Below are 24,867 nucleotides of genomic sequence, written 5' to 3'. Positions count from 1 at the left end.
GATGCGCGCGCTCGTTGCGTTCCTGGCGGCGCTCGTGTGCTTCTGGCTCTTCGTGTTGCCGGTGGTCGTGGTGGCGTTGTCGAGCGTCGCGTCGCACTGGTCGGGCACGATCTTCCCCGATGGCTTCAGCACGCGCTGGTTCGGGCGCCTCGGCTCCAGCGATTTCGACGCGCTGACGACAAGCCTTTGTGTCGGCTTCGGCGTCGCGATCCTCGGCACCGCGCTGGGATTGTGGCTTGCGTTGGCGCTGGAGGGCCGTGACCGGCGCGGCCTGGGCGCATTCGTCGATGCCATTGCAATGATGCCGAACGGCGTACCGAGCGTGGTATTGGGCCTTGCGGTACTGATTGCGTATCACAAGCGTCCGCTGGACCTGTCCGGCTCGGCGGCGATCGTCGTCATGGTGCAACTCGCGCTGGTCTTGCCATTTTGTTACCGCTGCGCGGCGGCTGCATTGCGACCGGAATTGACGACCTTGCGCGAGGCCGCCGCGAGCCTTGGCGCGCCGCCGCGCATGGTGTTGTGGCGCGTGGTGTTACCGCAACTCGTCCCGGCGATAAGAGCGAGCCTGGCGTTGGGATTCGCGCTATCGCTCGGCGAATTGGGCGCGACATTGACGGTGTATCCGCCGGGCTTCGCGACCGTGCCGATAGTCGTGGTGGGGCAAGTGAATCGAGGGTATTACTTGCCGGCATCGGCGCTATCGCTGATATTGCTGGCGGCGTCGCTGGCGGCGCTGTTGTTGATAGCGGTCCGCGCACCAAGACGAATTGATAAATGAAAACGCTACGGAAGCCGAAGCAAAGCCCAATGAAGAACTTGCCGAGCGCATCCAACGGCCGCGCGTCGCACTAAGCCGGAAGCACCAAGCGTTACACCAGTCAGACAATCTGCGAGACCAGCGAGTCCCATGAGCGCCAGGAACGGCGATTGAGCAAGGCCGACACTTAGGCGCGTGCCGGCGTAGAACTCAGTCCTGACCACGCGCCCGATCAGCGGGCAGGATGAAGGCTGCTTTCCTCGGTGACTTTCATTGCAGCAATAGAGGAAGCTACACCCCCGCCGGGGAGGCGGCTACTGAACCAGACTGCAAGAGGAGATAGCAAATTCCCCGTCGCAGGGACGGCGGCGACTGATGGAAACCGCAAGCCAAGAAAGCAAAATTCCCCGAACCGGCAAGATCAACCGCCCACGGAAAATCAGGCGTCAGCGACCCACCGCATGTCATACCAAAAAAAATAAAACTGGCGTAACCTGCACCTTCAGGCCACGACCGCAACCCGCGCGAACAGGGAGCCAGGCAAGCCGCAGGCCAAAAAGCACTGAACTCCCACCACGCTTTCGCTGTCGTTGCATATGTTGCAAATACCGGAGGTTTCGATGACATCCGTCGATCTGGAATTCGACCAGCTCAACAGCAGTGTCGATGCGCTACGGCGCTCCATCTCGAATCGCCTGATGTACGGCGTCGGCAAGGACGCGGTTACCGCGCAGCCGCGCGACTGGCTCAATGCCGTGGAGCTCGCCGTGCGCGACCGCCTCGTCGCACGCTGGATGCGCACCACACGGCAACAATACGAACAGGACGTGAAGCGCGTCTATTACTTGTCGATGGAATTTCTCATCGGCAGAACCTTCACCAACGCGCTGCTTGCCCTCGGCATTCATGACGAAGTCCGCGAAGCGTTATCGGGCCTCGGCATCGATCTCGCCTCGCTCGAAGACCTCGAACCGGATGCCGCGCTTGGCAACGGCGGCCTTGGCCGGCTCGCAGCCTGTTTCCTCGATTCGATGGCGACGGTCGGCGTGCCCGGTTTCGGCTACGGCATTCGCTACGAGTACGGGATGTTCCGGCAGACCATCGTCGATGGCAATCAGGTCGAAATGCCCGATTACTGGCTGCGCGCGGGCAACCCGTGGGAGTTTCCGCGCCCCGAGGTGACGTACACGGTGCACTTCGGCGGGCGCACGGTGCAGCACGACGATCGTACCGACTGGATCGATACCGAGCACGTCAACGCGATGGCCTACGACACGGTCATTCCCGGCTACGCCACCACCGCGACGAATACGCTGCGCCTGTGGTCGGCGCGCGCCACCGACGAGTTCGATCTCTCCGCGTTCAATCAGGGCGACTACCGGCGCGCGGTCGAAGCGAAGAACACGTCGGAGCACGTCTCGCGCTTGCTGTACCCGGATGACTCGACGCAAGCCGGCCGCGAATTGCGTCTGCGTCAGGAATATTTCTTCGTCTCCGCGACGATGCAGGATCTGATCCGCCGCTATCAGCGCACGCATACGCATTTCGGGCGTCTCGCGGAAAAGGTCGCGGTGCATCTGAACGACACGCACCCCGTGCTCGCCATCCCCGAACTCATGCGCCTGCTCGTGGATCGTCACGGCGTGCCGTGGGACAAGGCGTGGAAGCTGATTCAGCAGATGTTCTCCTACACGAATCACACGTTGATGCCCGAAGCGCTCGAAACGTGGGATGTCGAAATGTTGTCGCGTCTGTTGCCGCGGCATCTGGAGATCATCTTCGAGATCAACGCGCAGTTCCTGAAGCAAGTGACCGAGAAGTTCGGCCGCGACGTGGAACTGATCCGCCGCATTTCGCTCGTCGATGAATACGGCCAGCGGCGCGTGCGGATGGCGCATCTGGCGATCGTCGCGAGTCACAAGGTGAATGGCGTCTCGAAGCTGCATTCGCAACTGATGACGCAGAACATTTTCGCCGACTTCGCGCGCATGTACCCGGAGCGCTTCACCAATGTGACGAACGGCATTACGCCGCGTCGCTGGCTCGCGCAAGCGAGTCCGTCGCTGTCATCGCTCATCGACAAGCGGCTTGGACCGCGCTGGCGCAGCGACTTGTTCGAACTCGGCCGGCTGCGCGAATGGCGCGACGACCCCGAGTTCCAGAAGGCGTTTCAGGACGCGAAGTTCGCCAACAAGCTGCGCCTCGTCGAGCGCGCCAAACGCGAAGCCAACGCGATCATCAATCCCGAAGCGCTGTTCGACTTGCAGGTGAAGCGCATCCACGAATACAAGCGGCAGTTGCTCAACATCTTGTATACGATCGTGCGCTACAACCGTATTCGCGAGAATCCCGAGCAGGACTGGACGCCGCGTGTGGTCATGTTCGCGGGCAAGGCGGCTTCGGCCTACAAGATGGCGAAGAGCATCATCAAGCTCATCAACGATGTCGCGAAGAAGATCAACGCGGACCCGCTCGTCGGCGACAGGCTCAAGGTAGGCTTCGTCCCGAACTACGGCGTGAGCGTGGCGGAGCTCATCATTCCCGCCGCGAACTTATCGCAGCAGATTTCGATGGCTGGCACCGAGGCATCGGGCACCGGCAACATGAAGCTTGCGTTGAACGGCGCGCTGACCATCGGCACGCTGGATGGCGCGAACATCGAAATTTGCGACGCGGTGGGCCGCGAAAACATCTTCATCTTCGGCAACACGACCGACGAGATCGAAACGCTGCGGGCGGCGGGCTACAGGCCACGGCAAATCTACGAGGACAATCCGGAGCTCAAGGTGGCGCTGGACCAGATTCGCCTCGGACACTTCTCGCCGGAAGAGCCGCACCGTTTCTACGACATCTTTCATACGCTCGTGGATTGGGGCGATCACTACATGGTGCTCGCGGACTTCGACAGCTTCGACAAGACGCAAACCGAGGTCGATCTCAAGTACCGAGACAAGGAAGCGTGGACGAAGAGCGCGATCGAGAACGTCGCCGGAATGGGGATATTCTCATCAGACCGGACCATCGCGGAATATGCCCGCGATATCTGGCACGTCGAGCCGCTGAATCTGACTTGACGATGGCTTGAACTGAAGTAAGTGCCGCGCGCGGGTACGTCCCGCGCGTGTTCTTTAGTAGCGGCGTCAGGCTTGCGGCTTTGCGGCCGCTGTCTGCGCATGTTTCGCGACCGCGTCGCCGACCAGCGCGGCCACGCGATCCGCAAATTCCTCGTCTTTCGTGATGATGACTTCGCGCTCGCCTTCGGGCGTTGCAACCATCAATTGATAGATCACGTCCTGCGTGATCCACGACAGATAGCCGACCACGGCCACCATGATGCCGAGTACGAGCGCCGGCCCCGAACCCGTTGCGATGCCCGCGCCGATTCCCGCGAGCCCGATCAGCGCAAGGATGATCGGCAGCGGCTTCTTGCGCGATATCTTCACGACCCGCGCGGCGCGCAGATCGCGCAGCGGAATCAACTGGCCCGAGGCCGACAGGCCGACGCGCGAGAGCGTGACGCCGCGTTCGTTGAACGGTGTATCCATATGCAATTAGATCGAAAATTGACGGCAGCTAAACCGGGCAGATTACCAGACGGCGCGCCACGATGACACGCATCGCATTGACGAAACGCATGTGGACGCTTGCGTATCGGACATTTCCGATATATGATTCGTTTTAAGGCGATGCGGCGAAGCTTCCGCCGTCGGACGAACGAGCAACGAAATGGACATCGACGCAATTCACAAGGCCCTTGCCAACCCGCTTCGCCGCGAGATTCTCGAGTGGCTGAAGACGCCGGAGCTGCACTTTCCCGAACAGGAATTGCCGCACCTGCATGGCGTGTGCGCGGGGCAAATCGATGGGCGCTGCGGCATGTCGCAGTCCACCGTTTCGGCGCATCTCTCGACCTTGCAAAAAGCCGGGCTCGTCACCACGAAGCGCGTGGGGCAATGGGTGTTCTTCAAGCGCGACGAAACGGTCATACAGGCGTTTCGCGATTCCATCGGGAATCTCTGAGCGCGGCAGCCCTTTCCACGGCGAACCTTCTTTACATTTATTCAGGATACCTTACATCTATGCCGACTCTTTTCGATCCGCTCAAAGTAGGCGCGTTGACGCTCAAGAACCGCATCATCATGGCGCCGCTCACGCGGCAACGTGCAGGCGTGGAACGCGTGCCTAACGCGTTGATGGCGCAGTATTACGCCGACCGCGCATCGGCTGGTCTCATATTGAGCGAAGCCACCTCGGTCACGCCGCAAGGCTTGGGCTACGCGGATACCCCCGGCATCTGGTCGGACGAACAAGTCGAAGGCTGGAAGCTCGTGACGCACGCCGTGCACGAAGCGGGCGGCAAGATCTTCCTGCAACTGTGGCACGTCGGCCGTATTTCGGACCCTATCTTCCTGAACGGCGAACTGCCGGTTGCACCGAGCGCGATTGCAGCAAGCGGACACGTGAGCCTCGTGCGCCCGCAGCGTCCGTTCGTGACGCCGCGCGCACTGGAACTCGATGAAATCGAAGGCGTGGTCGCGGCTTATCGCAAGGGCGCGGAAAACGCGAAGCGCGCGGGCTTCGACGGCGTGGAAGTGCATGGCGCGAACGGCTATCTGCTCGACCAGTTCCTGCAGGACAGCACCAACAAGCGTACCGACGAATACGGCGGCGCAATCGAAAACCGCGCGCGTCTCATGCTCGAAGTGGTCGATCAATGTATCGACGTATGGGGCGCGGATCGCGTGGGCGTGCATCTGGCGCCGCGTGCCGATTCCCACAGCATGGGCGACAGCGACCGCGCCGCGACTTTCGGTTACGTCGCACGCGAACTCGGCAAGCGCAACGTGGCGTTCATCGCCGCGCGCGAGTCGGAAGGCGCCGACAGTCTCGGGCCGCAATTGAAGAAAGCGTTTGGCGGCGTGTATATCGCCAACGAAGGCTTCACCAAGCAAAGCGCGGAAGCGGCAATCGAGCGCGGCGACGCCGATGCGGTCGCGTGGGGCAAGCCGTTCATCGCGAATGCGGATCTCGTGCGACGCTTCGAACTCGACGCGCCGCTCAACGCGCCGGACACCTCGACGTTCTATTCAGCAGGCGCGACGGGCTATACGGATTATCCGTTGCTCGAAACCACCGAGTAAGTTGCAACGCGTCGGACAGAACGCAGCAAGCATTTCGGTTCCATGGAAACAGCGGCTTCGGCCGCTGTTTTTTTTCGTCCGCACGATCGGCCGGGGACGGTTCGAATCGACTCGTGCAACGCCCGCAACGAGCAGGAGGGGCCTCCGAAACTATCGTTTTTTAGTTCAACTGCGTGGCGAAAATAGTGTATTGCTAGGCATCAGACAGCCGTGTTGAAGCCTCTTTTTTCGCCGTGACGCATGCGCCAATTCTCTGTGCGTCATCCGTTTGCAGATCGCGATTCGTGCCCATGAACCGTTCGATGCAACTCGATTTTCTCTCGCAAGCACTCGCCCGTATTGCGGCAACGGGGAGCGCATCGTTGCAGGTCATTCGTTTTCCTTCATTCCTTCCTTGCCCAAGAAGCATGTAACGGTCGCGGGGCTGATCCCCGAGAGGAGTGCACATGTCCTGGTTCACAGCAACGCTGCACAGCTATCCCGAGATAGCCATCTTTCTTTCGCTGGGTATCGGTTATTGGTTCGGCGGCAAGAGCTTCAAGGGCTTCAGCCTCGGCGCGGTAACGTCTACCTTGCTGGCCGCCATCGCGATCGGGCAGCTCGGCATCACCATTTCGCCGAACGTCAAATCCGTCTTCTTCCTGATGTTCCTGTTCGCGGTCGGTTACGGCGTGGGTCCGCAGTTCGTGCGCGGCATCGCCAAGGACGGCTTGCCGCAGGCCATCTTCTCCGTCATTCAGTCCGTGCTGTGCCTCGCCTTTCCGTATCTTGCGGCGAAACTGGCCGGATACGACGTCGGTTCGGCGGCGGGACTTTTCGCGGGATCGCAGACCATCTCCGCTTCGATGGGACTCGCCACCGACGCCATCAACCGGCTCGGCCTGGCGCCGAACGACGCTAAGGTATTGCTCGACGCGATGCCGACCGCCTACGCCGTCACGTACATCTACGGCACGATCGGTTCGGCGATGATCCTTGCGCTGCTCGGGCCGAAGCTGCTCAACATCGACCTCGTGGCAGCCTGCCAGCAGTACGAGAAAGAGATGGGCGGCAGCGGCGAACTGGGCGGCGCGGGCAGCGGCTGGCATCAGTTCGCGCTTCGCGCGTATCGCATTGGCGAAGAGGGGCGTGTGGTCGGCATGAAGGTCGGCGAAGCGGAGGCGCTCGAACCTGCAGGCGTGCGGCTTTTCATCGAACGAATCCGGCGTGGCGGGACGATTCAAGAAGCCAAGGTCGACGACGTCCTGCTAGCGGGCGATGTCGTCGCCGTCGTCGGACGACGCGAGCATCTCGTGAATCTGCTGGGCGGCGTGGCGACCGAAGTGGACGATGCCGAACTGCTCGCCGTGCCGGTGGAAGGCGTCGATGTCTACGTAACGAGCAAGGCCGTCGACGGCAAGACGCTGGAGGAACTCTCGCAGCTGCCCGGCGCGCGCGGCGTGTTCCTGCGCAAGATCAAGCGCGGCGCGACCGAAACGGCCATCCCCGTGTTGCCGAGCACCAAGCTGCATCGCGGCGACACCATCACGCTCGTCGGCCGCACGCAGGATACGTCGGCCGTGGCGAAAGCGGTCGGCGTGATCGACCGTCCGACAGATGCCGCCGACATGGCCTTCGTCGGGCTCGCGATCACGCTGGGCGCGCTGATCGGCGCAGTCGTGATCCGCTTCGGCGCGATTCCCATCACGTTGTCCACGGCGGGCGGCGCGCTGATCGCGGGCATCGTGTTCGGCTGGCTGCGCGCGATCCATCCGACCTTCGGCCGCATTCCGGGGCCCACCATCTGGTTCATGAATTCGGTCGGGCTGAATGTGTTCATCGCGGTGGTCGGCATCTCGGCGGGACCGGGCTTCGTCGCGGGTCTGCAGAAGCTCGGCGTGAGCCTCTTTCTGTGGGGCATCTTCGCGTCGTCGGTGCCGCTCATCCTCGGCATGTATATCGCCAAGTACGTGTTCAAGTTTCACCCGGCGCTGTTGCTCGGCATCTGCGCGGGCGCGCGCACGACCACGGCGGCGCTCGGCATGCTTTGCGATGCCGCGAAGAGCCAGGTGCCGGGTCTCGGTTATACGGTGACTTATGCCGTCGGCAATACGCTGCTCACGATCTGGGGCATGGTGATCGTGATGTTGCTGACATGACGCCCGAGCCTTTCGTGCTTCCGTTGTTCAACTCTACGTATCTTTTGTTAGTGGGGGTGTCGGATGTCCAAATCCTCTAAGTCGGGTTCCGACGATCAGGCCGCAATGGCGGCGCTCAGTCCGTTCGAACTAAAGGACGAACTCATCAAGGCGGCCGGCGGCGGCGCGGTCGAGCGTCCCGCCAATTTGTCGATGCTCAACGCGGGTCGCGGCAATCCGAACTTTCTCGCGACGATTCCGCGTCACGGTTTCTGGCAACTGGGCCTCTTCGCCATGCGCGAATCCGAGCGCTCGTTCGCCTATATGCCCGAAGGCGTGGGCGGCTTTCCGAAGCACGAAGGCCTTGAAGAACGCTTCGAGATCTTCGCGCGCGACCACAAGGGAACGCCCGGCATCAGCTTTCTGGTGGGCGCGGTGTCTTACGTGCGCGACCAGCTCGGACTGAACGCAGCCGACTTTCTCTACGAGATGTGCGAAGGCATTCTCGCTTCGAACTATCCCGTGCCCGACCGCATGCTGAAACTGTCGGAGGTCATCGTCGGGCAGTATCTGCGGCGCGAGATGATCGGCAAGCACCCGTTCGTCGGCGACTTCGACATCTTCGCGGTCGAAGGCGGCACGGCGGCGATGACGTATATCTTCAACACGATGCGCGAAAACTTCCTGATCAAGGAAGGCGACACGATCGCGCTCGGCACGCCAATCTTCACGCCGTACATCGAGATCCCGCGCCTGAACGATTACAAGCTCAACGTCGTGAATCTCGAGGCCACGGTTGAAAACGGCTGGCAATATTCGAAGCAGGAACTCGACAAGCTGCGCGACCCGAAGGTGAAGGCGTTCTTCCTCGTCAATCCGAGCAATCCGCCATCGGTAAAGATGGATGCCGAGAGTCTCGAATATATCGCGGAGATCGTTAAGGAACGGCCGGACCTGATTCTCCTGACCGACGATGTCTACGGCACCTTTGCGGACGACTTCGTCTCCCTCTTTGCGCTGTGTCCGAAGAACACGATCCTCGTATATTCCTATTCGAAATATTTTGGCGCGACGGGTTGGCGGCTCGGGACCATCGCGACGCATCGGCATAATATTTTCGACGATCAGCTCGCCGCGCTGCCGAAAGACCAGCGAGCCATCCTGCATGAACGCTACGAATCCATCACGACGGAGCCGGACAAGCTGAAGTTCATCGACCGGCTGGTGGCCGACAGCCGCACGGTCGCGCTGAATCACACGGCGGGGCTCTCCACGCCGCAGCAAGTGCAGATGGTGCTGTTCTCGCTCTTCTCGCTGATGGACACGCCCGACGCCTACAAGAGCGCGCTCAAACGGTTGATTCGCAATCGCAAACGCGCGTTGTATCGGGAAATCGGCATCGCGCTCGAAGACGAGGACGAAAATCAGGTCGATTACTACGCGATCCTCGACCTCGAATACATGGGCGAGAAGTCGCACGGCCGCGAATTCGTCGACTGGGTGCTCAAGAACACCAAGCCTTCGGACTTGCTCTTCCAGCTGGCGAGGGAAGCGCGCGTCGTGTTGCTGCCAGGACGCGGCTTCGGCACGCAGCATCCTTCGGGACGCGTGTCGCTTGCGAATCTCAACGAGAGCGACTACATGCAGATTGGCCGCGCCATCCGCAAGCTGATGGACTCGTATGTCGAGCGCTTCAACAAGGAGACGGGCAAGAAGAGCAAGTAGGCGCACGCATGATGCGACAAGGGCCGCTCGTTCGACCGAGCGGCCCTTTTTTGCGCCTTGTTTTACCGTAACGGGCAGCGCTTAGAACTTGTGACGCACGCCCAGGCGGAACGCGAGCTGGTTGTTCGAACCCGTGCCCGACGTACCGAAGTAGCTCGTCGACGAACCGATCTGCGCCTGATTCTCGACGCCGCGATTCGAACCCGAAGCACGCTGATAGATGCCGAGCGCGTACACGTCCGTGCGCTTGCTCAACGCGTAGTCGAAGCTCGCATCGATCTGATGCCAGTGACCTTCCACGCCATCGGTCACGTCCATGTAGGTGTAGCCGAGCGCCGCCGTGATCGCGGACGTGAAGGCGTACTTGCCGCCGATGTCGAACGCATTGAGCTTCGAACTCGCGCCGGTGATCGGTTCGAAGCGCGTGTTGGTCCAGAGGCCGAACACGGTCGCGGCGCCGAATGCATAGTTCGCGCCGATGCCGAACGTGCGCAGGTCCTTCGTGCCGCCAGTCGCGAGGTTCGCGAGCGCCGTGCTGAACGCGGGCGTCGCCGCGCCCGGATAGTGGATGTCGGTATAAGCCGCGCCCACGCCGACTGGACCGGCCTTGTAATTCACACCGAAGCTGTAGGCACGCGACGAACCGGCGGTGGTCACGCCGCCCGCGGTCGTCGTCGGTGTGCCCGCAAAGGCGCCTGCCTGATTCGAGAAGCCGTACATCGCGCCGAACGTCACGCCATAAAAGCTCGCGCTGCTGAACTTAACCGAGTTGTTGATGCGGCTCGACGTGAGTTGATCGACGTCGTTGATGTGATAGCCATAGTTGCCCGCGACGGTCTGGCCGCCGATGGAGTAGGCCGAGCCGAGGTAATCGGTCGAGAACGTGTACTGACGGCCGAGCGTGACCGAGCCAATGTCGTTCTTCGCGAGACCGACATACGCCTGGCGGCCGAATTCCGCGCCGCCCTGGCCGAGCGCGCCGGTGCCGCTGTTGAAGCCGTTTTCCAACGTGAAGATGGCCTTCAGGCCGCCGCCGAGGTCTTCGGCGCCTTTCAGGCCCCATCGGCTGCCCTGGGCCACGCCGTCGTCGTACTTGAAGTTGTGATCGCTGCCGCCAGTGACGGCGCTGTGGTTCACGTAGCTGACGCCTGCGTCGATGATGCCGTACAGCGTGACGCTGCTCTGCGCATGAGCGGAAGTGGCGAAGGCGAAGGCGGCGAGGGCGGCGAGGGCGGCGGTTGCCAGAAGGTTCTTCTTCAAAACGTGCTCCGGGATGAGTTCGCGGGTGTGGTGTGTGATCGTGCGTGTTCGTCGATGTCGCGCTGCGTTCTGCTGACGCTCGGTGCAACGGGCGCAAATGTAGCGGCCGCTGACTAAAGAAATATGACAGCGCTTTCGGATGGCTTGCGGTGTGTCGCGGCTGCAACAGCGCTAGCGCGGCGACGGCGTTTCATGCGTGCGTCCGCTTGCGCGAGACCCGCGGTATCCTCACGACTCCGCCCCATGACGGACAAGCGAGAAACAAAATGGACGAACACGGAATCCGCGAACTGGAAGAACGCCTGAAGCAGGCGATGATGGCGTCGGACGTGACTGCGCTTGACGCGCTCCTGGCCGACGACCTGACTTTCGTCGATGCCACCGGAAAGTTATGGAGCAAGGCCGATGACCTGAACGGGCATCGCCATGGCATGCAGCGCATCGACAAGCTGGAGGTGGTGGAGCAAAGCGTGCGCGTGTACGGCGCGTTTGCCGTGACCGTCACGCGCGTCGCGCTTGCCGGGACATTCGGCGGCGCGCCGTTCGCGGGCAGCTTGCGCTACACGCGAACGTGGGGCGAGACCGCGAGCGGCTGGCGCATCGTCGCGGCGCAGTGCGGGCTCATTCCGTTCTGACGTTCAAGACTCAGGCGGACAACAGCGACCCCGTGCGATAAGCCTTCGCTCCCGCGATGCGCGCCACTTCCAACCCGGCGGTCGCAAAGCGCGTGATATGCCGCGCGTACAAAACGCCGGAGGTCGTGCACTTGAGCGTGGTGATGGTATCGGCGAGCGGGTCGATCACATCGGCGATGGCCGAGCCCGCCTCGATGAACGCGCCCACTTGCGCACGGAACACGAGAATGCCGCTCGCAGGCGCGACGATCGGCTCCGCGCCCGCGAGCGGCGTGGCCGGATACGCGAGCGGCGGCAGCGGCACTTGCGGCGCATCGATCACGCCGCGATGAATCAGATAATTGACGATGCCCTGCGCGTCCTTATCGCCGAGTTCATGCGAGACGTCGTGCTGGCTGCGCAACTCGACCGTCACCGAGATGCCGCCGTTCGGAATAGGAAAACGCTCGCCGAAACGCGTACGCAAGTCGGACCAGCAGAAGCTGTGGATTTCGTCGAACGGGTTGCCGACCGAATTCAGCGCGAGCAGGGACGCCTTTGCATCGAGATAGCGCGCGAGCGGTTCGACATCGGCCCAGATATCCGGGTTCGTGTAGAGATGCAGCGCGGCGTCGAGATCGCAGTGCAGGTCGAGCACGACATCGGCGTCGTACGAGAGCTTTTGCAGCGCTAGACGTTGCGATTCGAGTTCGGTGTGCGCCGTTTGCTCGTCGAGCGCTTCCTTCATCGCGGCGCGCACGGCGAGCAGGTTCGCCTGACTGTCGCCGGAAAGGCGCGCTTCGATGCGCGGCGCGATCAACGCGGCCAGATCGTGAAAATTGCGGTTGAAGTTGTGGCCGCTATTGGCTTCGAAACGGCCGAGTAGTTGGCCGTGCAAGATCTGATTCAGCCCGATGGGATTCGGCACCGGCACGATCACCACTTCGCCTTTGAGCTTGCCGTCGGCTTCGAAAGCGGCGAGCAGGCGGCGCAATTTCCACGCGGCGAGCATGCCGGGCAATTCGTCCGCGTGCAGCGAGGACTGAATGTAGATTTTCTGACCGCCGCCCGAGCCGTAGTGATAACTCGTGATGGTGCGGGAAGTGCCGAGCGTCGGCGAAATAAGTTGATGAGTCTTGGTTTGCATGATGTGCGCGCGCATGCGAGTGCGCGGTCTTGTCTCGAATGATGTTTATGGCGGGCCAGCGTGCACGGGCGAGATTGCCGCGTGCCATGGCGATGGCGTCTCCTGTCGACCGGAATGAGCGCTGATGGTGCTTGCCGCGCCCGGTTCCGGTTCCATGCGAGATTGCTGCCGTCGGCTTTGCCTCGGACGTTCGATCTTAGCCGAAATCCGCGCGGCGGCGCGTCGGGACGTTTGCGGAGTTGCGCGGAAGGCCAAAGCGGGCACGGAAGAGCGCACCGTTGCTGCGACAAAAGCAGACTCAGCAAAAGCGACCTGCCAGGCGCCAAAAACAAAGCGGGCTCCGCAAAAAAGCGCGGAGCCCGCTTCGTAGCCCACTCGAGCGAAGGCCGGTGTGACCGGCGCTTCGCCCGAAGGCATGACTTAGCTGCCGTACACGTCGAAGTCGAAGTACTTCTTCTCGATCTTCTTGTACGTGCCGTCCTTGATGATGTCGGCAATTGCCTTGTCGACTTGCGTCTTGAGGTCGGTGTCTTCCTTGCGCATGCCGATGCCCGCGCCTTCGCCCAGCACCTTCTTGTCGACGATATCCTTGCCCGCGAAGTCATAGCCAGCACCGCGCGGCGTCTTCAGGAAGCCGATTTCCGCCTGCACGGCGTCTTGCAGGGCGGCGTCCAGACGGCCCGAAGTCAGATCGGCGTAGACCTGATCCTGGTTCTGGTACGGCGTCACCGTCACGCCCTTCGGCGCCCAGTAGGTCTTGGCGTAGGTTTCCTGGATCGTGCCTTGTTCCACACCCACGGTCTTGCCCTTCAGGCTTTCGGCCGTCGGCAGGATGTTGCTGCCCTTCTTCGCGACGAGACGCGTCGGCGTGTTGAACAGCTTGCTCGAAAAGGCGATCTGCTCGGCGCGTTGCGGCGTCATGGACATCGACGAGAGCACGCCGTCGAACTTCTTCGCCTTGAGGGCGGGGATCATGCCGTCGAAATCGTTCTCCACCCATACGCACTTGGCCTTCAGGCGCGCGCAGATCTCGTTGCCGAGATCGATATCGAAACCGGTCAGCTTGCCATCCGAACCCTTGGATTCGAACGGGGGATAGCTTGCGTCGACGCCAAAGCGAATCGTCGAATAGTCCTTGGCGTGCGCGGTGACGGCGGTGAGCGACGTGGCGGCAAGGAGGGACATCGTCAGGGCCGCGATCAGTTTCTTCACTGTTATTACTCCAGATGGTGGTCGGTTCATCCCGGCAGGTCTCGTATCCGGGCATCCGGCGCCGTAATTGGCGACGCCGGACCTTTGGGTCTTCCGCGGATCGTGTCCGGGCAGAATCGGCAGAAGGGTACCAAGCCAAAATTGTCAGGCATCTAGTGAAAGCACCGATAGCGGCGATTTAGAACTTTCCTTCACATGATTTCGCAAGTGGTTTTGTCTGAATTCTACCGACTTCCTTGCCGATTTCTTTCTCAATGCTTGCGAAGCGGATGGTCCTTGAGAAACCACGACAGCGCAAAAGCGAAGCACGCAATACAAGCCGCGACCAAATAAACCGTGTGCATGGAGCCGGCGAACGCGCTCAGATAATCGTCATGCAACGCGGCCGGCAGATTCGCCACCGCGAGCGGCCCGAGCGAACGCGGCATCTCCGTGCCGGCCGGAATCAGCGTTTCGAGCCGGCCGCGCAGGCTTCCCGAGAAAATCGCGCCGAACGCCGCCACGCCGACCGAGCCGCCGATCGAGCGAAAGAGCGTCGCGCTGGAGGTCGCCACGCCGATCATCCGGAATTCGACCACGTTCTGCACCGCCAGCACGAGCACCTGCATCACCATGCCGAGCCCGAGGCCGAGCAGCAGCATGTAGCCGTACATGACCGGCAGCGGCGTGTCGAGGCGCAGCGTGGACAGCAGCACCATGGCGAGCGTGACGAGCCCCGTGCCCGCGATCGGGAAAAACCGGTACTTCCCGATCTTGCTGATGACCCGGCCGCTCACGATGGAAGAAAGCAGCACGCCGGCCATCATCGGCGTGATCTGCAGACCGGCCTGCGACGGCGTGGAGCCCTTTACCACTTGCAAATAGAGCGGCAGGAACGTGACCGCGCCGAACAGCGCGCAGCCGACAATGAAACCGATCAGCCCGGCCAGCACGAAGGTGGGTTCCTTGAAGAGCGAGAGCGGCATGATGGGCTCGGCGGCGAGCCGTTCCTCGTAGACGAATCCGCCGATGCAGATCAGCCCGAGCGCGAGCGTGCACCACAGTTGCGGTGAACTCCACGGCAAGAGCGCGCCGCCTTCGCTGGTGAACAGGATGATGCAGGTGAGCGCGGCGGCTAGAAAGCCCGCGCCCATATAGTCCACGCGATGGTTCACGTGCGCCGTATGCGGCTTGAATACGGTCTGGATGACGGCGAGCGCGATCACGCCGAGCGGCACGTTGATGTAGAAAATCCAGCGCCACGACAGATGCTCGACCAGAAAGCCGCCAAGCAGCGGCCCGACGACCGTGGCAAGGCCATACACACCGCCGAAAAGCCCCTGGAAGCGACCGCGTTCGGCGGGTGGGATGACATCGGCGATGGCGGCCATGGTGACCACCATCAGCCCGCCGCCGCCGAGCCCCTGCAACGCGCGCAGCGCGATCAATTGCGTCATGTTCTGCGCGACGCCGCAGAGGATAGACCCGGCAAGGAATATCAGGATGGATGCCTGAAGCACGACCTTGCGTCCGAACTGATCGCCGAATTTGCCGTAAAGCGGCACGACGATGGTCGAACTGAGCAGATAGGACGTGACGACCCACGATAAGTTTTCGAGTCCACCGAGTTCGCCGACGATGGTCGGGAGCGCTGTCGACACGATGGTTTGATCGAGCGCGCCGAGCAGCATGACGAGCAAAAGCGCCGTGAAGAGCAGGCCGAGCGGCGGTTTTGCGGCTTCGTCGACGCCTGCAGGGGCGGTTCGGTGTAAAGATGTCATATCGACCTGTACTTGCGTAGGGACGCCTTTGGCGTCGTGAAAAGCGCTTCAATCCGGTTCTCAGCGCTGCCCGCCGAAAACGGATTGAATTTAATTAACATGAAAGTTAATATAAACGATCATCGAAGGCTCGTCAAACCATCTCTATGTCAAACGATGTAATCGGAGCCGAGTTGCCCGGCGAATCAGGCGAAGTTCAACTGAAGAAAGCGGGGCGGCGGCCGGGCCGTCCGAGCGGCGGTCACAGCGCCGAGGCGCGGGCGCACTTGCTGGATACGGCGCTGATGTTGTTTGCGCGGCAGGGCATCGGCGAAACGACGCTCGGGGCGATTGCCCGCGAGGCCGGCGTAACGCCCGCAATGGTCCATTACTATTTCAAGACGCGCGAGCAGCTACTCGACGTGTTGATCGACGAACGCTTCGCGCCGTTGCGCTCGGAACTGGGACGCGTATTCAACGATCCCTCGGCCGAGCCCGCCGACACCTTGCGCGCCTTCGTGGAGGCGCTGGTCGCAACGGTGGACAAGCATCCGTGGTTCGCGGCGCTGTGGGTACGCGAAGTGATCAGCGAAGGTGGCGTGCTGCGTCAGCGCATGGCAGAACGCTTCGGCGACGAGCGCAAGGATTTGGCGATCGAGCGCATCGCCGGATGGCAGAAAGCGGGCAAGGTAAATCCGGCGCTGGAGCCATCGCTCGTGTTCGTATCGTTGTTCGGACTTGCGGTGTTTCCGCTTGCGACATCACGCTGGCGCGGACAGGGCGCAGGCGCGATCAGCAAGGAGCAGATCGCGCGGCATGCGGTGGCGTTGTTGATGGATGGGATTCGGGCTGACTGATCCGCCCCTCGCAGCTAAAATGCGGCCCTCGTCCCGCGCGCCGAAGACCACCCCCTCGCGCGGGACGCCACATCCGCAAAAGAACCGTCCGGTCCACAGGAGACATATCAATGGCAACTTCCCCCGCGGCGGGCGCACAGCGCGCATCGGCCGCTGCGTCCGCGTCCGCGCCACCCGAAATCACCGCCGGGCTCATTTCCGCGCGTCTCGACCGGCTGCCGGCCACGCGCACCATCTGGACTTTCATCGCGCTCCTGAGTCTCGGCTTCTTCTTCGAGCTCTACGACTTGCTGTACTCCGGTTACGTCGCGCCAGGGCTGGTAAAGAGCGGCATCCTCACGCCAACGACAGCGAGTTTCTTCGGTTTCACAGGCGTGGCGAGCTTTATTGCGTCGCTGTTCGCGGGGCTGTTCATCGGCACGGTGGCGTGCGGTTTTCTCGCCGACCGTTTCGGCCGCCGCGCGATCTTCACGTATTCGCTGCTCTGGTACACCGTCGCGAATCTCATCATGGCGTTTCAGGACACCGCGACCGGCCTCAACTTCTGGCGCTTCATCGCCGGCGTGGGAATCGGCGTGGAACTGGTGACGATCGGCACGTATATCTCCGAACTCGCGCCGAAGCACATCCGTGGGCGCGCTTTTGCCTGCGAGCAGGCAGTCGGTTTCATGGCGGTGCCGGTGGTCGCGTTCCTCGCTTATCTGCTGGTGCCGCGCGCGCCGTTCGGCTTCGACGGATGGCGCTGGGTCGTCGTGATCGGTGCGCATGGCGCGCTCTTCGTCTGGTGGATTCGCCGCACGCTGCCCGAAAGTCCGCGCTGGCTCGCGCAAAAGGGACGCCTCGCCGAAGCGGATCGCGTAATGTCGGCGCTCGAAGCCAAGGTGGAACGCGAATACGGCCGGCCGTTGCCGCCGCCCGCCGCGCCCGAGCCGGTGCTCGACGCCGCGCAGGGCGCAGGCTCGTTCGCCGATATGTGGAAGCCGCCCTACGGCCGCCGCGCCACGATGATGATCATCTTCAACGTGTTCCAGACGGTCGGTTTCTACGGCTTCGCCAACTGGGTGCCGGCCTTGCTCGTGAAGCAGGGCGTCACGGTCACGTCGAGCCTCATGTATTCGAGCATCATCGCGATCGCGGCGCCCATCGGGCCGATCATCGGGCTTTTGATTGCCGACCGCATCGAGCGCAAGACGGCCATCGTCGCCATGGCGGGCGCGAATATCGTCTGCGGGCTGCTGTTCAGCCAGTCGTCGAACGCCATGTTCCTGATCGCGATGGGCGTCGGGCTCACGCTGTCGTCGAACATCATGTCGTACAGCTTCCACGCGTATCAGACCGAGCTGTTCCCGACCAGCATCCGCGCGCGCGCCGTCGGCTTCGTCTATTCGTGGAGCCGGTTTTCGGCGATTTTCACGTCATTCATCATCGCGGCCGTACTCAAGGGTTTCGGGACGACCGGCGTGTTCGTGTTCATCGCGGGCGCCATGCTCGTCGTGATGGCGGCGATCGGCCTGATGGGACCGCGTACGCGCGACATGGCGCTCGAAAAAATCTCGCATTGACGTGAATTGAGCAGCGATTGCTGCGGATTGTCGGCCGGTATGCCAAAATCCGCAGAACGTACCCGATCGTCGCTCAATTTTCGAATATGTCCGACACGCTCACTCCGGTAGAAGCAGATCATGCGATGCGTAATTGGACGTATCGATCGTCAGGAAAGATTCGGATTGGCTCGGATCAGCATCTGCGGATGTTCTGCGAGATGTTGCTGACGACGCACAATCCGTACAAACCGGCCGTGATCGAGTGGCCGAAGCTGGACCCGGCGGCGCACAAGCGCGTGACGTCGCTGCCCATCTGGGACATCGCGGTGCAGACGGAAGGGCGCGCCTCCATTCGCGTGGCGACTTACGCGGCGGCGGTTCACGACCCGCATTTGCGCGAAGCCTTGCGCATGAACGGCGGGGAAGAAGCGCGCCACAAGCTCGTACTCTCGAAACTCGTCGAAGCCTATGGCATCGAGCTCGCGCCCGAGCCGCCGTATCCCGCACCGGACGACGCATTGCGCGCGTGGATGCTCACGGGCTACAGCGAGTGCATCGACAGTTTCTTTGCGTTCGGCTTGTTCGAGGCGGCGCGCCAGTCAGGCTATTTTCCCGAAGCGCTCGTCGAAACCTTCGAGCCGGTGATTCAGGAAGAAGCGCGTCACATTCTGTTTTTTGCCAACTGGGTGGCGTGGTATCGGCGCAGTCTGCCGTGGTATCGCAAGCCTGGTTTCCTGCTCAAAACCGCGAGCGTCTGGATTTCGCTGATTCGCGACCGCATTTCGCTCGCGCGAGGTTTCGACACGAGCGGCGCGGCGCAAGATGCCAACTTCCCGGCCAACGTCGGCGATTCCGTGGCGGGCAATGTTTCCGTCGCTTCCTTGATCGACCTGTGTCTCGCGGAAAACGCGCGTCGCATGAGCGGTTACGACGCGCGGCTCTTGCGCCCGACCACCGTGCCGATGCTCGCGCGTCTCGCGCGCCGCTTCGTCAAGTAAGCGGCTTCTCTTCGCTCGATGCCGCTTCGTAGCGGCGCGACGCGTCTTCGACATCCTGTCGAAACTGCGCCAGCGCCGCCGTTTTCGCATCGGCGGGTTGCAGCGCGGCCCACAGCACTTCCACCAGTTCATTCGCCGTCGTCTCGATCTGAGTCTGACTCAGGCGGCGTTTTGCAAGCGTGGCGTCCCACAACACGTGTTCCATCGGCCCGAAAACGAGCGAGCGCAAAAGACGCAGCGGAACGTCGCCGCGGACGTGGCCGAGCGTCTGTCCGCGCGCGAGCACGTCCATGAGCGGCGCGGTGTAGCGGCGCTGCAATTCGGTGAGCGTGTCCGACAGATCGTGCTGGCGCGTGCGGCCTTCCGAGAGCACGAGCGCGCACAGACCGGTGCCGTTCATCAGCATCAACCGCAAATGCGTTCTCACGATGAACGCGAACTGCTGGCGCACCGAGCCGTCACGCGGCATGCCGGTCTCGAAGGCATCGATGATTTCGTCGTACCAGTCCGCGATCACGCGGGCGCACAATTCCCGCTTGCCGCTGAAATAGCTGAACACCGTGGCTTCCGAAATGCCGGCGCGCTGCGCGATTTCCGCGCTGGTGGCGCCGTCGTAGCCTTTCTCGGCGAAGACCTCGCGGCCGGCCTGGAGGATCTCGCGCACGCGTTGTTGCGATTTGACGCCCGACGGCGTGCGGCGGTTGGAAGCGGTGCTTTGCGTGGACATGGCGGTAGCGGAAGAGCGTGCGCAAGAAATGTGAGCGTAGCTCAAAAACCTATTGACGGAAAGACGAATAGAGGATGAAATTGGCCCATTCTGCGGCGCTCCATCTGCTGTGAGTGAAACTCAAACGCGACGCGCCGAAACATTGCATCTGGAGGAGACACCCCATGAGCACCGTGCCGGGCCTGAACTTCGCGCTGGGCGAAGACATCGATATGTTGCGCGACACGCTTCAGCATTTCGCGTCGAAGGAAATCGCGCCGCGCGCCGCCGAAATCGACCGCACCGACCAGTTCCCAATGGACCTCTGGAAGAAATTCGGCGACATGGGCGTGCTCGGCATGACGGTATCCGAGGAATACGGCGGCGCGAATCTCGGCTACACCGCGCACATGGTCGCGATGGAAGAAATCTCGCGGGCGTCGGCATCGGTCGGGCTGTCGTACGGCGCGCATTCGAACCTGTGCGTGAACCAGATTCATCGCAACGGCACGGAAGAACAGAAGCGCAAGTATCTGCCGAAGCTCGTTTCCGGCGAACACGTCGGCGCGCTTGCCATGAGCGAGCCGAACGCCGGATCGGATGTCGTCAGCATGAAGCTGCGCGCGGACGAGAAGGGCGACCATTACGTGCTCAACGGCACCAAGATGTGGATCACCAACGGCCCGGATTGCGACACGCTCGTCGTCTACGCGAAGACGGATATCGAAGCGGGCGCGCGGGGCATCACGGCTTTTATCGTCGAGAAGGGCATGAAGGGCTTCTCGGTCGCTCAGAAACTGGACAAGCTCGGCATGCGCGGCTCGCATACGGGCGAACTCGTGTTCGAGAACGTGGAAGTGCCGAAGGAAAACATTCTCGGCGCATTGAACGGCGGCACGAAGGTGCTGATGAGCGGTCTCGACTACGAGCGCGCCGTGCTCGCGGGCGGGCCGACCGGCATCATGCTCGCCTGCATGGATGCGGTCGTGCCGTATATCCATGACCGCAAGCAGTTCGGGCAAGCCATCGGCGAATTCCAGCTGATTCAAGGCAAGGTCGCGGATCTCTATACGACGCTGCAAGCGTGCCGTGCGTATCTCTTCGCGGTGGGCCGCCAGCTCGATACGCTCGGCTCGGGCCACGTGCGCCAGGTGCGCAAGGACTGCGCGGGCGTGATTCTCTACACGGCCGAGAAAGCCACGTGGATGGCCGGCGAAGCCATCCAGATTCTTGGCGGCAACGGCTACATCAACGAGTATCCGGTTGGACGCCTGTGGCGCGATGCCAAGCTCTATGAAATCGGTGCGGGCACGAGCGAGATTCGCCGCATGCTGATCGGTCGCGAACTGTTCGCCGAGACGGCTTGAGGCGCGTCATGGCGATCATCGAATCGAAACTGAACCCGCGCAGCGAAGATTTTCGGACCAACGCCGCCGCGCTCGAAGCGCTCGTCGCGGATCTCAAGGCAAAAGTCGCGAAGCTCGCGGAAGGCGGCGGTCAAGCCGCGCGTGACCGGCACGTGTCGCGCAACAAGCTCTTGCCGCGCGACCGCATTGCGCAACTGCTCGATCCGGGCACGCCGTTTCTCGAATTCTCGCAGCTCGCGGCCTACGGCATGTACAACGACGACGCGCCGGGCGCGGGCATCATCACGGGCATCGGGCGCATTGCGGGACAGGAGTGCGTGATCGTCTGCAACGACGCAACCGTGAAAGGCGGCACGTACTATCCGGTGACGGTGAAGAAGCATCTGCGCGCGCAGGAAATTGCCGAACAGAACCGCCTGCCGTGCGTCTATCTCGTCGATTCGGGCGGCGCGAACCTGCCGAATCAGGACGACGTGTTCCCCGACCGCGATCACTTCGGCCGCATCTTCTACAATCAGGCGAACATGTCGGCGGCGGGTATCGCGCAAATCGCGGTGGTCATGGGCTCGTGCACGGCGGGCGGCGCTTATGTTCCGGCGATGAGCGACGAGTCGATCATCGTGAAGGATCAGGGCACGATTTTTCTGGGTGGCCCGCCGCTCGTCAAGGCCGCGACCGGCGAGGAAGTCAGCGCCGAGGATCTCGGCGGCGGCGACGTGCACACGCGTCTTTCCGGCGTCGTCGACCATCTCGCGCAGAACGACGCGCATGCGCTCGGCATCGCGCGCAGTATCGTCGGCAATCTCAATCGCGTGAAGACGCCGCCGCTCGCGCTCAAGGAACCGCTGCCGCCGCGCCATGAAGCGGAGAGCCTTTACGGCGTGATTCCGGTCGATACCCGCAAGCCTTTCGACGTGCGCGAAGTGATCGCGCGCATCGTCGACGATTCCGCTTTCGACGAATTCAAGGCGCGCTACGGCACGACGCTCGTCACCGGCTTCGCGCATATCTGGGGGCATCCGGTCGGCATCGTCGCGAACAACGGCATTCTGTTTTCCGAGTCGGCGTTGAAGGGCGCCCACTTCATCGAACTATGCTGCCAGCGCAAGATTCCACTCGTGTTCCTGCAGAACATCACGGGCTTCATGGTCGGGCGCAAGTACGAAAACGAAGGCATCGCGCGTAACGGCGCGAAGATGGTGACGGCCGTGGCCACGGCAAAGGTGCCGAAGTTCACGGTGATCATCGGCGGTTCGTTCGGCGCGGGCAATTACGGCATGTGCGGCCGCGCCTACTCGCCGCGTTTTCTGTGGATGTGGCCGAACGCGCGCATCTCGGTCATGGGCGGCGAACAGGCCGCGTCCGTGCTCGCAACCGTCAAGCGCGACGGCATCGAGAAGAAGGGCGGCGCGTGGTCGAAGGACGAAGAGGAAGCGTTCAAGGCGCCGATTCGCGATCAATACGAGGCGCAGGGTCATCCGTACTATGCAAGCGCGCGTCTTTGGGATGACGGCGTGATCGATCCGGCGCAAACGCGCGACGTGCTGGGCTTGGGCCTTGCCGCGACGATGAACGCGCCGATCGAAGACACGCGCTTCGGCGTATTCCGCATGTGACGCCAGACGTCGGGACCCAGGCGCCCGACTCGCGTCTCGCACCTCAAGCTGATCCACGGATGTGAAGCCATGTTCAACAAGATTCTGATTGCAAATCGCGGCGAGATCGCCTGCCGTGTCGCGGCGACGGCGAAGCGCATGAATATCGGCAGCGTCGCCGTTTATTCGGACGCGGATGCCCAAGCGAAACACGTCGATGTCTGCGATCAAGCCGTGCACGTGGGCGGCGCGGCGGCATCCGAAAGCTATCTGCGCATGGAGCGCATCGTCGAGGCAGCGCTTTCGAGCGGCGCGCAAGCCGTGCATCCAGGCTACGGCTTTCTTTCCGAGAACGAAGACTTCGCCAATGCATGCGAGAAAGCGGGCATCGTCTTCATCGGGCCGCCGATCGAAGCCATTCGCGCGATGGGTTCCAAGGCTGCGGCCAAGGCGCTCATGCAATCCGCGTCGGTGCCGCTCGTGCCCGGCTATCACGGCGACGATCAGGACGCCGCGCTCCTGCAACGCGAGGCGGATCGCATCGGCTATCCGGTGCTGCTGAAGGCAAGCGCGGGCGGCGGCGGCAAGGGCATGCGAGTCGTCGAAAAGAGCGAGGACTTCGCGGCCGCGCTCGCTTCATGCAAGCGCGAAGCGGCGTCGAGCTTCGGCAACGATCGCGTGCTGATCGAAAAATATTTGCTGCGCCCGCGTCATGTCGAAGTGCAAGTATTCGCCGATACGCACGGCAACGCGGTCTATCTGTTCGATCGCGATTGCTCGGTGCAGCGTCGGCATCAGAAGGTGCTCGAAGAAGCGCCCGCGCCCGGTCTTTCCGATGCCACCCGACGCGCAATGGGCGAAGCCGCCGTGGCGGCGGCACGCGCGGTAAACTACGTCGGCGCGGGCACGGTCGAGTTCATCATGACGCAGGACGGCCAGTTCTACTTCATGGAGATGAATACGCGCTTGCAGGTCGAGCATCCGGTGACCGAGATGGTGACCGGGCTCGATCTGGTCGAATGGCAACTGCGCGTGGCGGCGGGCGAGCCTTTGCCCCTGTTGCAAGACGCGCTGAAGGTGCACGGTCATGCCATCGAAGCGCGCATCTATGCGGAGAACCCGGCGCGCGGCTTTTTGCCATCGACAGGCACGCTCAAGCATCTCGCATCGCCGCAGGCGGTGAGTTTTTCGATCGACGGCGACGTGCGTATCGACAGCGGCGTGCGCGAAGGCGACGCCATCACGCCGTTTTACGACCCGATGATCGCGAAGCTGATCGTGCATGGCCGCGACCGTCGCGATGCGCTCGCCCGCATGGCACGGGCGCTGGCCGAATGCGAGATCGTCGGGCTGCATACGAACGTCGAATTCCTGCAACGTATCGTGAAAAGCGAGCCGTTTTCGCAAGGCGAGCTCGACACCGGTTTGATCGAGCGTCATCGCGACACCTTGTTCGCGCCGCCAACCGTACCGCGCAACAAGGCGCTCGCGCTTGCCTGCGCCGCGCTGCTTACGCGCGAAGGCGGCGAGGCGCACGGTCACTCGCCGTGGGACGCGCTCTCGCAGTGGCGCATGGCGGGCGGTTATAGCCAGGACCTGAACTGGCGCGAGGTCGATCACGACGAGATGTTCAAGGTCGTCTACACGAAAGACGGCGAGAAGCGGCTCGCGCTCGATGGCAAGAGCGCGCGCTTCGACTGGGCGCATGGCGGCGCGACCGATTACACCGTGCAATTGGACGATAACCTGCTAAAAGGCACCGTCTTCACCGAAGGCGACATCTTCCACGTCTTTCTCGAAGGCGCGGAATTCCAGTTCGAATGGCAAAACCTGATGGCTCATGCGGGCGATGCCGAACACGAAGGCCGTCTCACCGCGCCGATGCCCGGCAAGGTCATCGCGGTATTGGTGGAGGCAGGCGCGATGGTGGCGAAGGGCGCGCCGCTCATCGTCATGGAAGCCATGAAGATGGAGCATACGATCGTCGCGCCCACGGCGGGAAAAATCGGCGAGATTCTCTTCGATGTCGGCGATCAGGTCGCCGACGGTTCGCAGTTGCTGGTGCTCGAAACGAGTTGAAGGAAG

Annotated in this window: 19 protein-coding genes; 13 read left to right on the top strand and 6 right to left on the bottom strand. The window is 62.3% G+C overall.

The window, feature by feature from the left end; translation table 11 throughout:
- The first annotated feature begins 1 nt into the window (after position 1).
- Positions 2-781 (top strand): 2-aminoethylphosphonate ABC transport system, membrane component PhnV, encoded by a 780-nt coding sequence (phnV, locus tag P9292_RS12020; protein ID WP_309850583.1) that lies wholly within the window; start codon positions 2-4, stop codon positions 779-781.
- 599 nt (positions 782-1,380) lie between these two features.
- Positions 1,381-3,834 (top strand): glycogen/starch/alpha-glucan phosphorylase, encoded by a 2,454-nt coding sequence (locus P9292_RS12015; RefSeq protein ID WP_244829319.1) that lies wholly within the window; start codon positions 1,381-1,383, stop codon positions 3,832-3,834.
- A gap of 66 nt (positions 3,835-3,900) precedes the next feature.
- Here the strand turns inward: P9292_RS12015 and P9292_RS12010 are convergent, their stop codons facing one another.
- Positions 3,901-4,305 carry a DUF6232 family protein gene (locus tag P9292_RS12010; protein ID WP_309959114.1) on the bottom strand — a complete coding sequence of 135 codons (405 nt, stop codon included), beginning with the start codon at positions 4,303-4,305 and terminating at the stop codon, positions 3,901-3,903.
- A gap of 181 nt (positions 4,306-4,486) precedes the next feature.
- Between P9292_RS12010 and P9292_RS12005 the strand changes: the two genes are divergently transcribed.
- The 4 genes from P9292_RS12005 (at position 4,487) to P9292_RS11990 (ending at position 9,743) form a co-directional block, all read left to right on the top strand.
- On the top strand, positions 4,487-4,780 hold the full coding sequence (locus tag P9292_RS12005; RefSeq protein ID WP_244829321.1) for a helix-turn-helix transcriptional regulator: 294 nt from the start codon (positions 4,487-4,489) through the stop codon (positions 4,778-4,780).
- A 59-nt stretch (positions 4,781-4,839) separates the two neighbouring features.
- On the top strand, positions 4,840-5,901 hold the full coding sequence (locus P9292_RS12000) for an alkene reductase (protein WP_244829322.1): 1,062 nt from the start codon (positions 4,840-4,842) through the stop codon (positions 5,899-5,901).
- A gap of 446 nt (positions 5,902-6,347) precedes the next feature.
- Complete coding sequence (gene aspT, locus P9292_RS11995; protein WP_309959112.1) at positions 6,348-8,039, top strand: aspartate-alanine antiporter; 1,692 nt, start codon at positions 6,348-6,350, stop codon at positions 8,037-8,039.
- A 63-nt stretch (positions 8,040-8,102) separates the two neighbouring features.
- A complete protein-coding gene (locus tag P9292_RS11990) occupies positions 8,103-9,743 on the top strand; it encodes a bifunctional aspartate transaminase/aspartate 4-decarboxylase (protein ID WP_244829324.1) in 1,641 nt (546 codons plus the stop codon).
- Between the two features lie 81 nt (positions 9,744-9,824).
- On the opposite strand, the gene P9292_RS11985 is transcribed toward P9292_RS11990, so the two are convergent.
- The gene (locus P9292_RS11985; RefSeq protein WP_250526868.1) at positions 9,825-11,003 is read right to left on the bottom strand and encodes a porin; all 1,179 of its coding nucleotides are present in this window, start codon (positions 11,001-11,003) and stop codon (positions 9,825-9,827) included.
- Positions 11,004-11,269: 266 nt separating this feature from the next.
- Between P9292_RS11985 and P9292_RS11980 the strand changes: the two genes are divergently transcribed.
- On the top strand, positions 11,270-11,638 hold the full coding sequence (locus P9292_RS11980; RefSeq protein WP_309959108.1) for a nuclear transport factor 2 family protein: 369 nt from the start codon (positions 11,270-11,272) through the stop codon (positions 11,636-11,638).
- 10 nt (positions 11,639-11,648) lie between these two features.
- On the opposite strand, the gene P9292_RS11975 is transcribed toward P9292_RS11980, so the two are convergent.
- The 3 genes from P9292_RS11975 to P9292_RS11965 all read right to left on the bottom strand — a co-directional run bounded on the left by P9292_RS11975 (position 11,649) and on the right by P9292_RS11965 (position 15,736).
- A complete protein-coding gene (locus P9292_RS11975; RefSeq protein ID WP_250467383.1) occupies positions 11,649-12,764 on the bottom strand; it encodes a succinylglutamate desuccinylase/aspartoacylase family protein in 1,116 nt (371 codons plus the stop codon).
- A 420-nt stretch (positions 12,765-13,184) separates the two neighbouring features.
- On the bottom strand, positions 13,185-13,976 hold the full coding sequence (locus P9292_RS11970; protein WP_250467382.1) for an ABC transporter substrate-binding protein: 792 nt from the start codon (positions 13,974-13,976) through the stop codon (positions 13,185-13,187).
- Positions 13,977-14,227: 251 nt separating this feature from the next.
- Positions 14,228-15,736: an MDR family MFS transporter gene (locus tag P9292_RS11965; protein ID WP_309848634.1), complete on the bottom strand. Its 1,509-nt coding sequence runs from the start codon at positions 15,734-15,736 to the stop codon at positions 14,228-14,230.
- 173 nt (positions 15,737-15,909) lie between these two features.
- Between P9292_RS11965 and P9292_RS11960 the strand changes: the two genes are divergently transcribed.
- The 3 genes from P9292_RS11960 to P9292_RS11950 all read left to right on the top strand — a co-directional run bounded on the left by P9292_RS11960 (position 15,910) and on the right by P9292_RS11950 (position 19,114).
- The gene (locus tag P9292_RS11960) at positions 15,910-16,572 is read left to right on the top strand and encodes a TetR/AcrR family transcriptional regulator (RefSeq protein ID WP_250526865.1); all 663 of its coding nucleotides are present in this window, start codon (positions 15,910-15,912) and stop codon (positions 16,570-16,572) included.
- A gap of 110 nt (positions 16,573-16,682) precedes the next feature.
- Positions 16,683-18,134, top strand: coding sequence for an MFS transporter (locus P9292_RS11955; protein ID WP_244829331.1), 1,452 nt, complete (start codon positions 16,683-16,685; stop codon positions 18,132-18,134).
- A gap of 86 nt (positions 18,135-18,220) precedes the next feature.
- Positions 18,221-19,114 carry a ferritin-like domain-containing protein gene (locus P9292_RS11950; RefSeq protein ID WP_309959104.1) on the top strand — a complete coding sequence of 298 codons (894 nt, stop codon included), beginning with the start codon at positions 18,221-18,223 and terminating at the stop codon, positions 19,112-19,114.
- Here the strand turns inward: P9292_RS11950 and P9292_RS11945 are convergent.
- On the bottom strand, positions 19,107-19,841 hold the full coding sequence (locus P9292_RS11945) for a TetR/AcrR family transcriptional regulator (protein ID WP_250467377.1): 735 nt from the start codon (positions 19,839-19,841) through the stop codon (positions 19,107-19,109). The genes P9292_RS11950 and P9292_RS11945 overlap by 8 nt on opposite strands.
- Positions 19,842-20,005: 164 nt before the next feature.
- Here P9292_RS11945 and P9292_RS11940 point away from each other — a divergent pair, with 164 nt between their 5' ends.
- The 3 genes from P9292_RS11940 to P9292_RS11930 all read left to right on the top strand — a co-directional run bounded on the left by P9292_RS11940 (position 20,006) and on the right by P9292_RS11930 (position 24,861).
- The gene (locus P9292_RS11940) at positions 20,006-21,187 is read left to right on the top strand and encodes an isovaleryl-CoA dehydrogenase (protein ID WP_244829334.1); all 1,182 of its coding nucleotides are present in this window, start codon (positions 20,006-20,008) and stop codon (positions 21,185-21,187) included.
- Between the two features lie 8 nt (positions 21,188-21,195).
- Entirely contained in the window at positions 21,196-22,803 is a 1,608-nt protein-coding gene (locus P9292_RS11935; RefSeq protein WP_309959101.1) for a carboxyl transferase domain-containing protein, read from the top strand.
- A gap of 69 nt (positions 22,804-22,872) precedes the next feature.
- Positions 22,873-24,861, top strand: coding sequence for an acetyl/propionyl/methylcrotonyl-CoA carboxylase subunit alpha (locus P9292_RS11930; RefSeq protein ID WP_309959098.1), 1,989 nt, complete (start codon positions 22,873-22,875; stop codon positions 24,859-24,861).
- Positions 24,862-24,867 lie beyond the last annotated feature (6 nt).

Origin of the sequence: Caballeronia sp. LZ001 (assembly GCF_031450875.1) — a bacterium.
In the GTDB taxonomy this organism is placed as follows: Bacteria; Pseudomonadota; Gammaproteobacteria; order Burkholderiales; family Burkholderiaceae; genus Caballeronia.
The sequence above is the reverse complement of the archived record's forward strand: the minus strand, read 5'-3'. Positions and strand labels throughout refer to the sequence as shown.

Bases quoted from the DNA above. Each gene is read 5' to 3' on its own strand.
- phnV (WP_309850583.1), top strand. From the start codon at position 2: ATGCGCGCGCTCGTTGCGTTCCTGGCGGCGCTCGTGTGCTTCTGGCTC.
- P9292_RS12015 (WP_244829319.1), top strand. From the start codon at position 1,381: ATGACATCCGTCGATCTGGAATTCGACCAGCTCAACAGCAGTGTCGAT.
- P9292_RS12010 (WP_309959114.1), bottom strand. From the start codon at position 4,305: ATGGATACACCGTTCAACGAACGCGGCGTCACGCTCTCGCGCGTCGGC.
- P9292_RS12005 (WP_244829321.1), top strand. From the start codon at position 4,487: ATGGACATCGACGCAATTCACAAGGCCCTTGCCAACCCGCTTCGCCGC.
- P9292_RS12000 (WP_244829322.1), top strand. From the start codon at position 4,840: ATGCCGACTCTTTTCGATCCGCTCAAAGTAGGCGCGTTGACGCTCAAG.
- aspT (WP_309959112.1), top strand. From the start codon at position 6,348: ATGTCCTGGTTCACAGCAACGCTGCACAGCTATCCCGAGATAGCCATC.
- P9292_RS11990 (WP_244829324.1), top strand. From the start codon at position 8,103: ATGTCCAAATCCTCTAAGTCGGGTTCCGACGATCAGGCCGCAATGGCG.
- P9292_RS11980 (WP_309959108.1), top strand. From the start codon at position 11,270: ATGGACGAACACGGAATCCGCGAACTGGAAGAACGCCTGAAGCAGGCG.
- P9292_RS11975 (WP_250467383.1), bottom strand. From the start codon at position 12,764: ATGCAAACCAAGACTCATCAACTTATTTCGCCGACGCTCGGCACTTCC.
- P9292_RS11965 (WP_309848634.1), bottom strand. From the start codon at position 15,736: ATGACATCTTTACACCGAACCGCCCCTGCAGGCGTCGACGAAGCCGCA.
- P9292_RS11955 (WP_244829331.1), top strand. From the start codon at position 16,683: ATGGCAACTTCCCCCGCGGCGGGCGCACAGCGCGCATCGGCCGCTGCG.
- P9292_RS11950 (WP_309959104.1), top strand. From the start codon at position 18,221: ATGTCCGACACGCTCACTCCGGTAGAAGCAGATCATGCGATGCGTAAT.
- P9292_RS11945 (WP_250467377.1), bottom strand. From the start codon at position 19,841: ATGTCCACGCAAAGCACCGCTTCCAACCGCCGCACGCCGTCGGGCGTC.
- P9292_RS11940 (WP_244829334.1), top strand. From the start codon at position 20,006: ATGAGCACCGTGCCGGGCCTGAACTTCGCGCTGGGCGAAGACATCGAT.
- P9292_RS11935 (WP_309959101.1), top strand. From the start codon at position 21,196: ATGGCGATCATCGAATCGAAACTGAACCCGCGCAGCGAAGATTTTCGG.
- P9292_RS11930 (WP_309959098.1), top strand. From the start codon at position 22,873: ATGTTCAACAAGATTCTGATTGCAAATCGCGGCGAGATCGCCTGCCGT.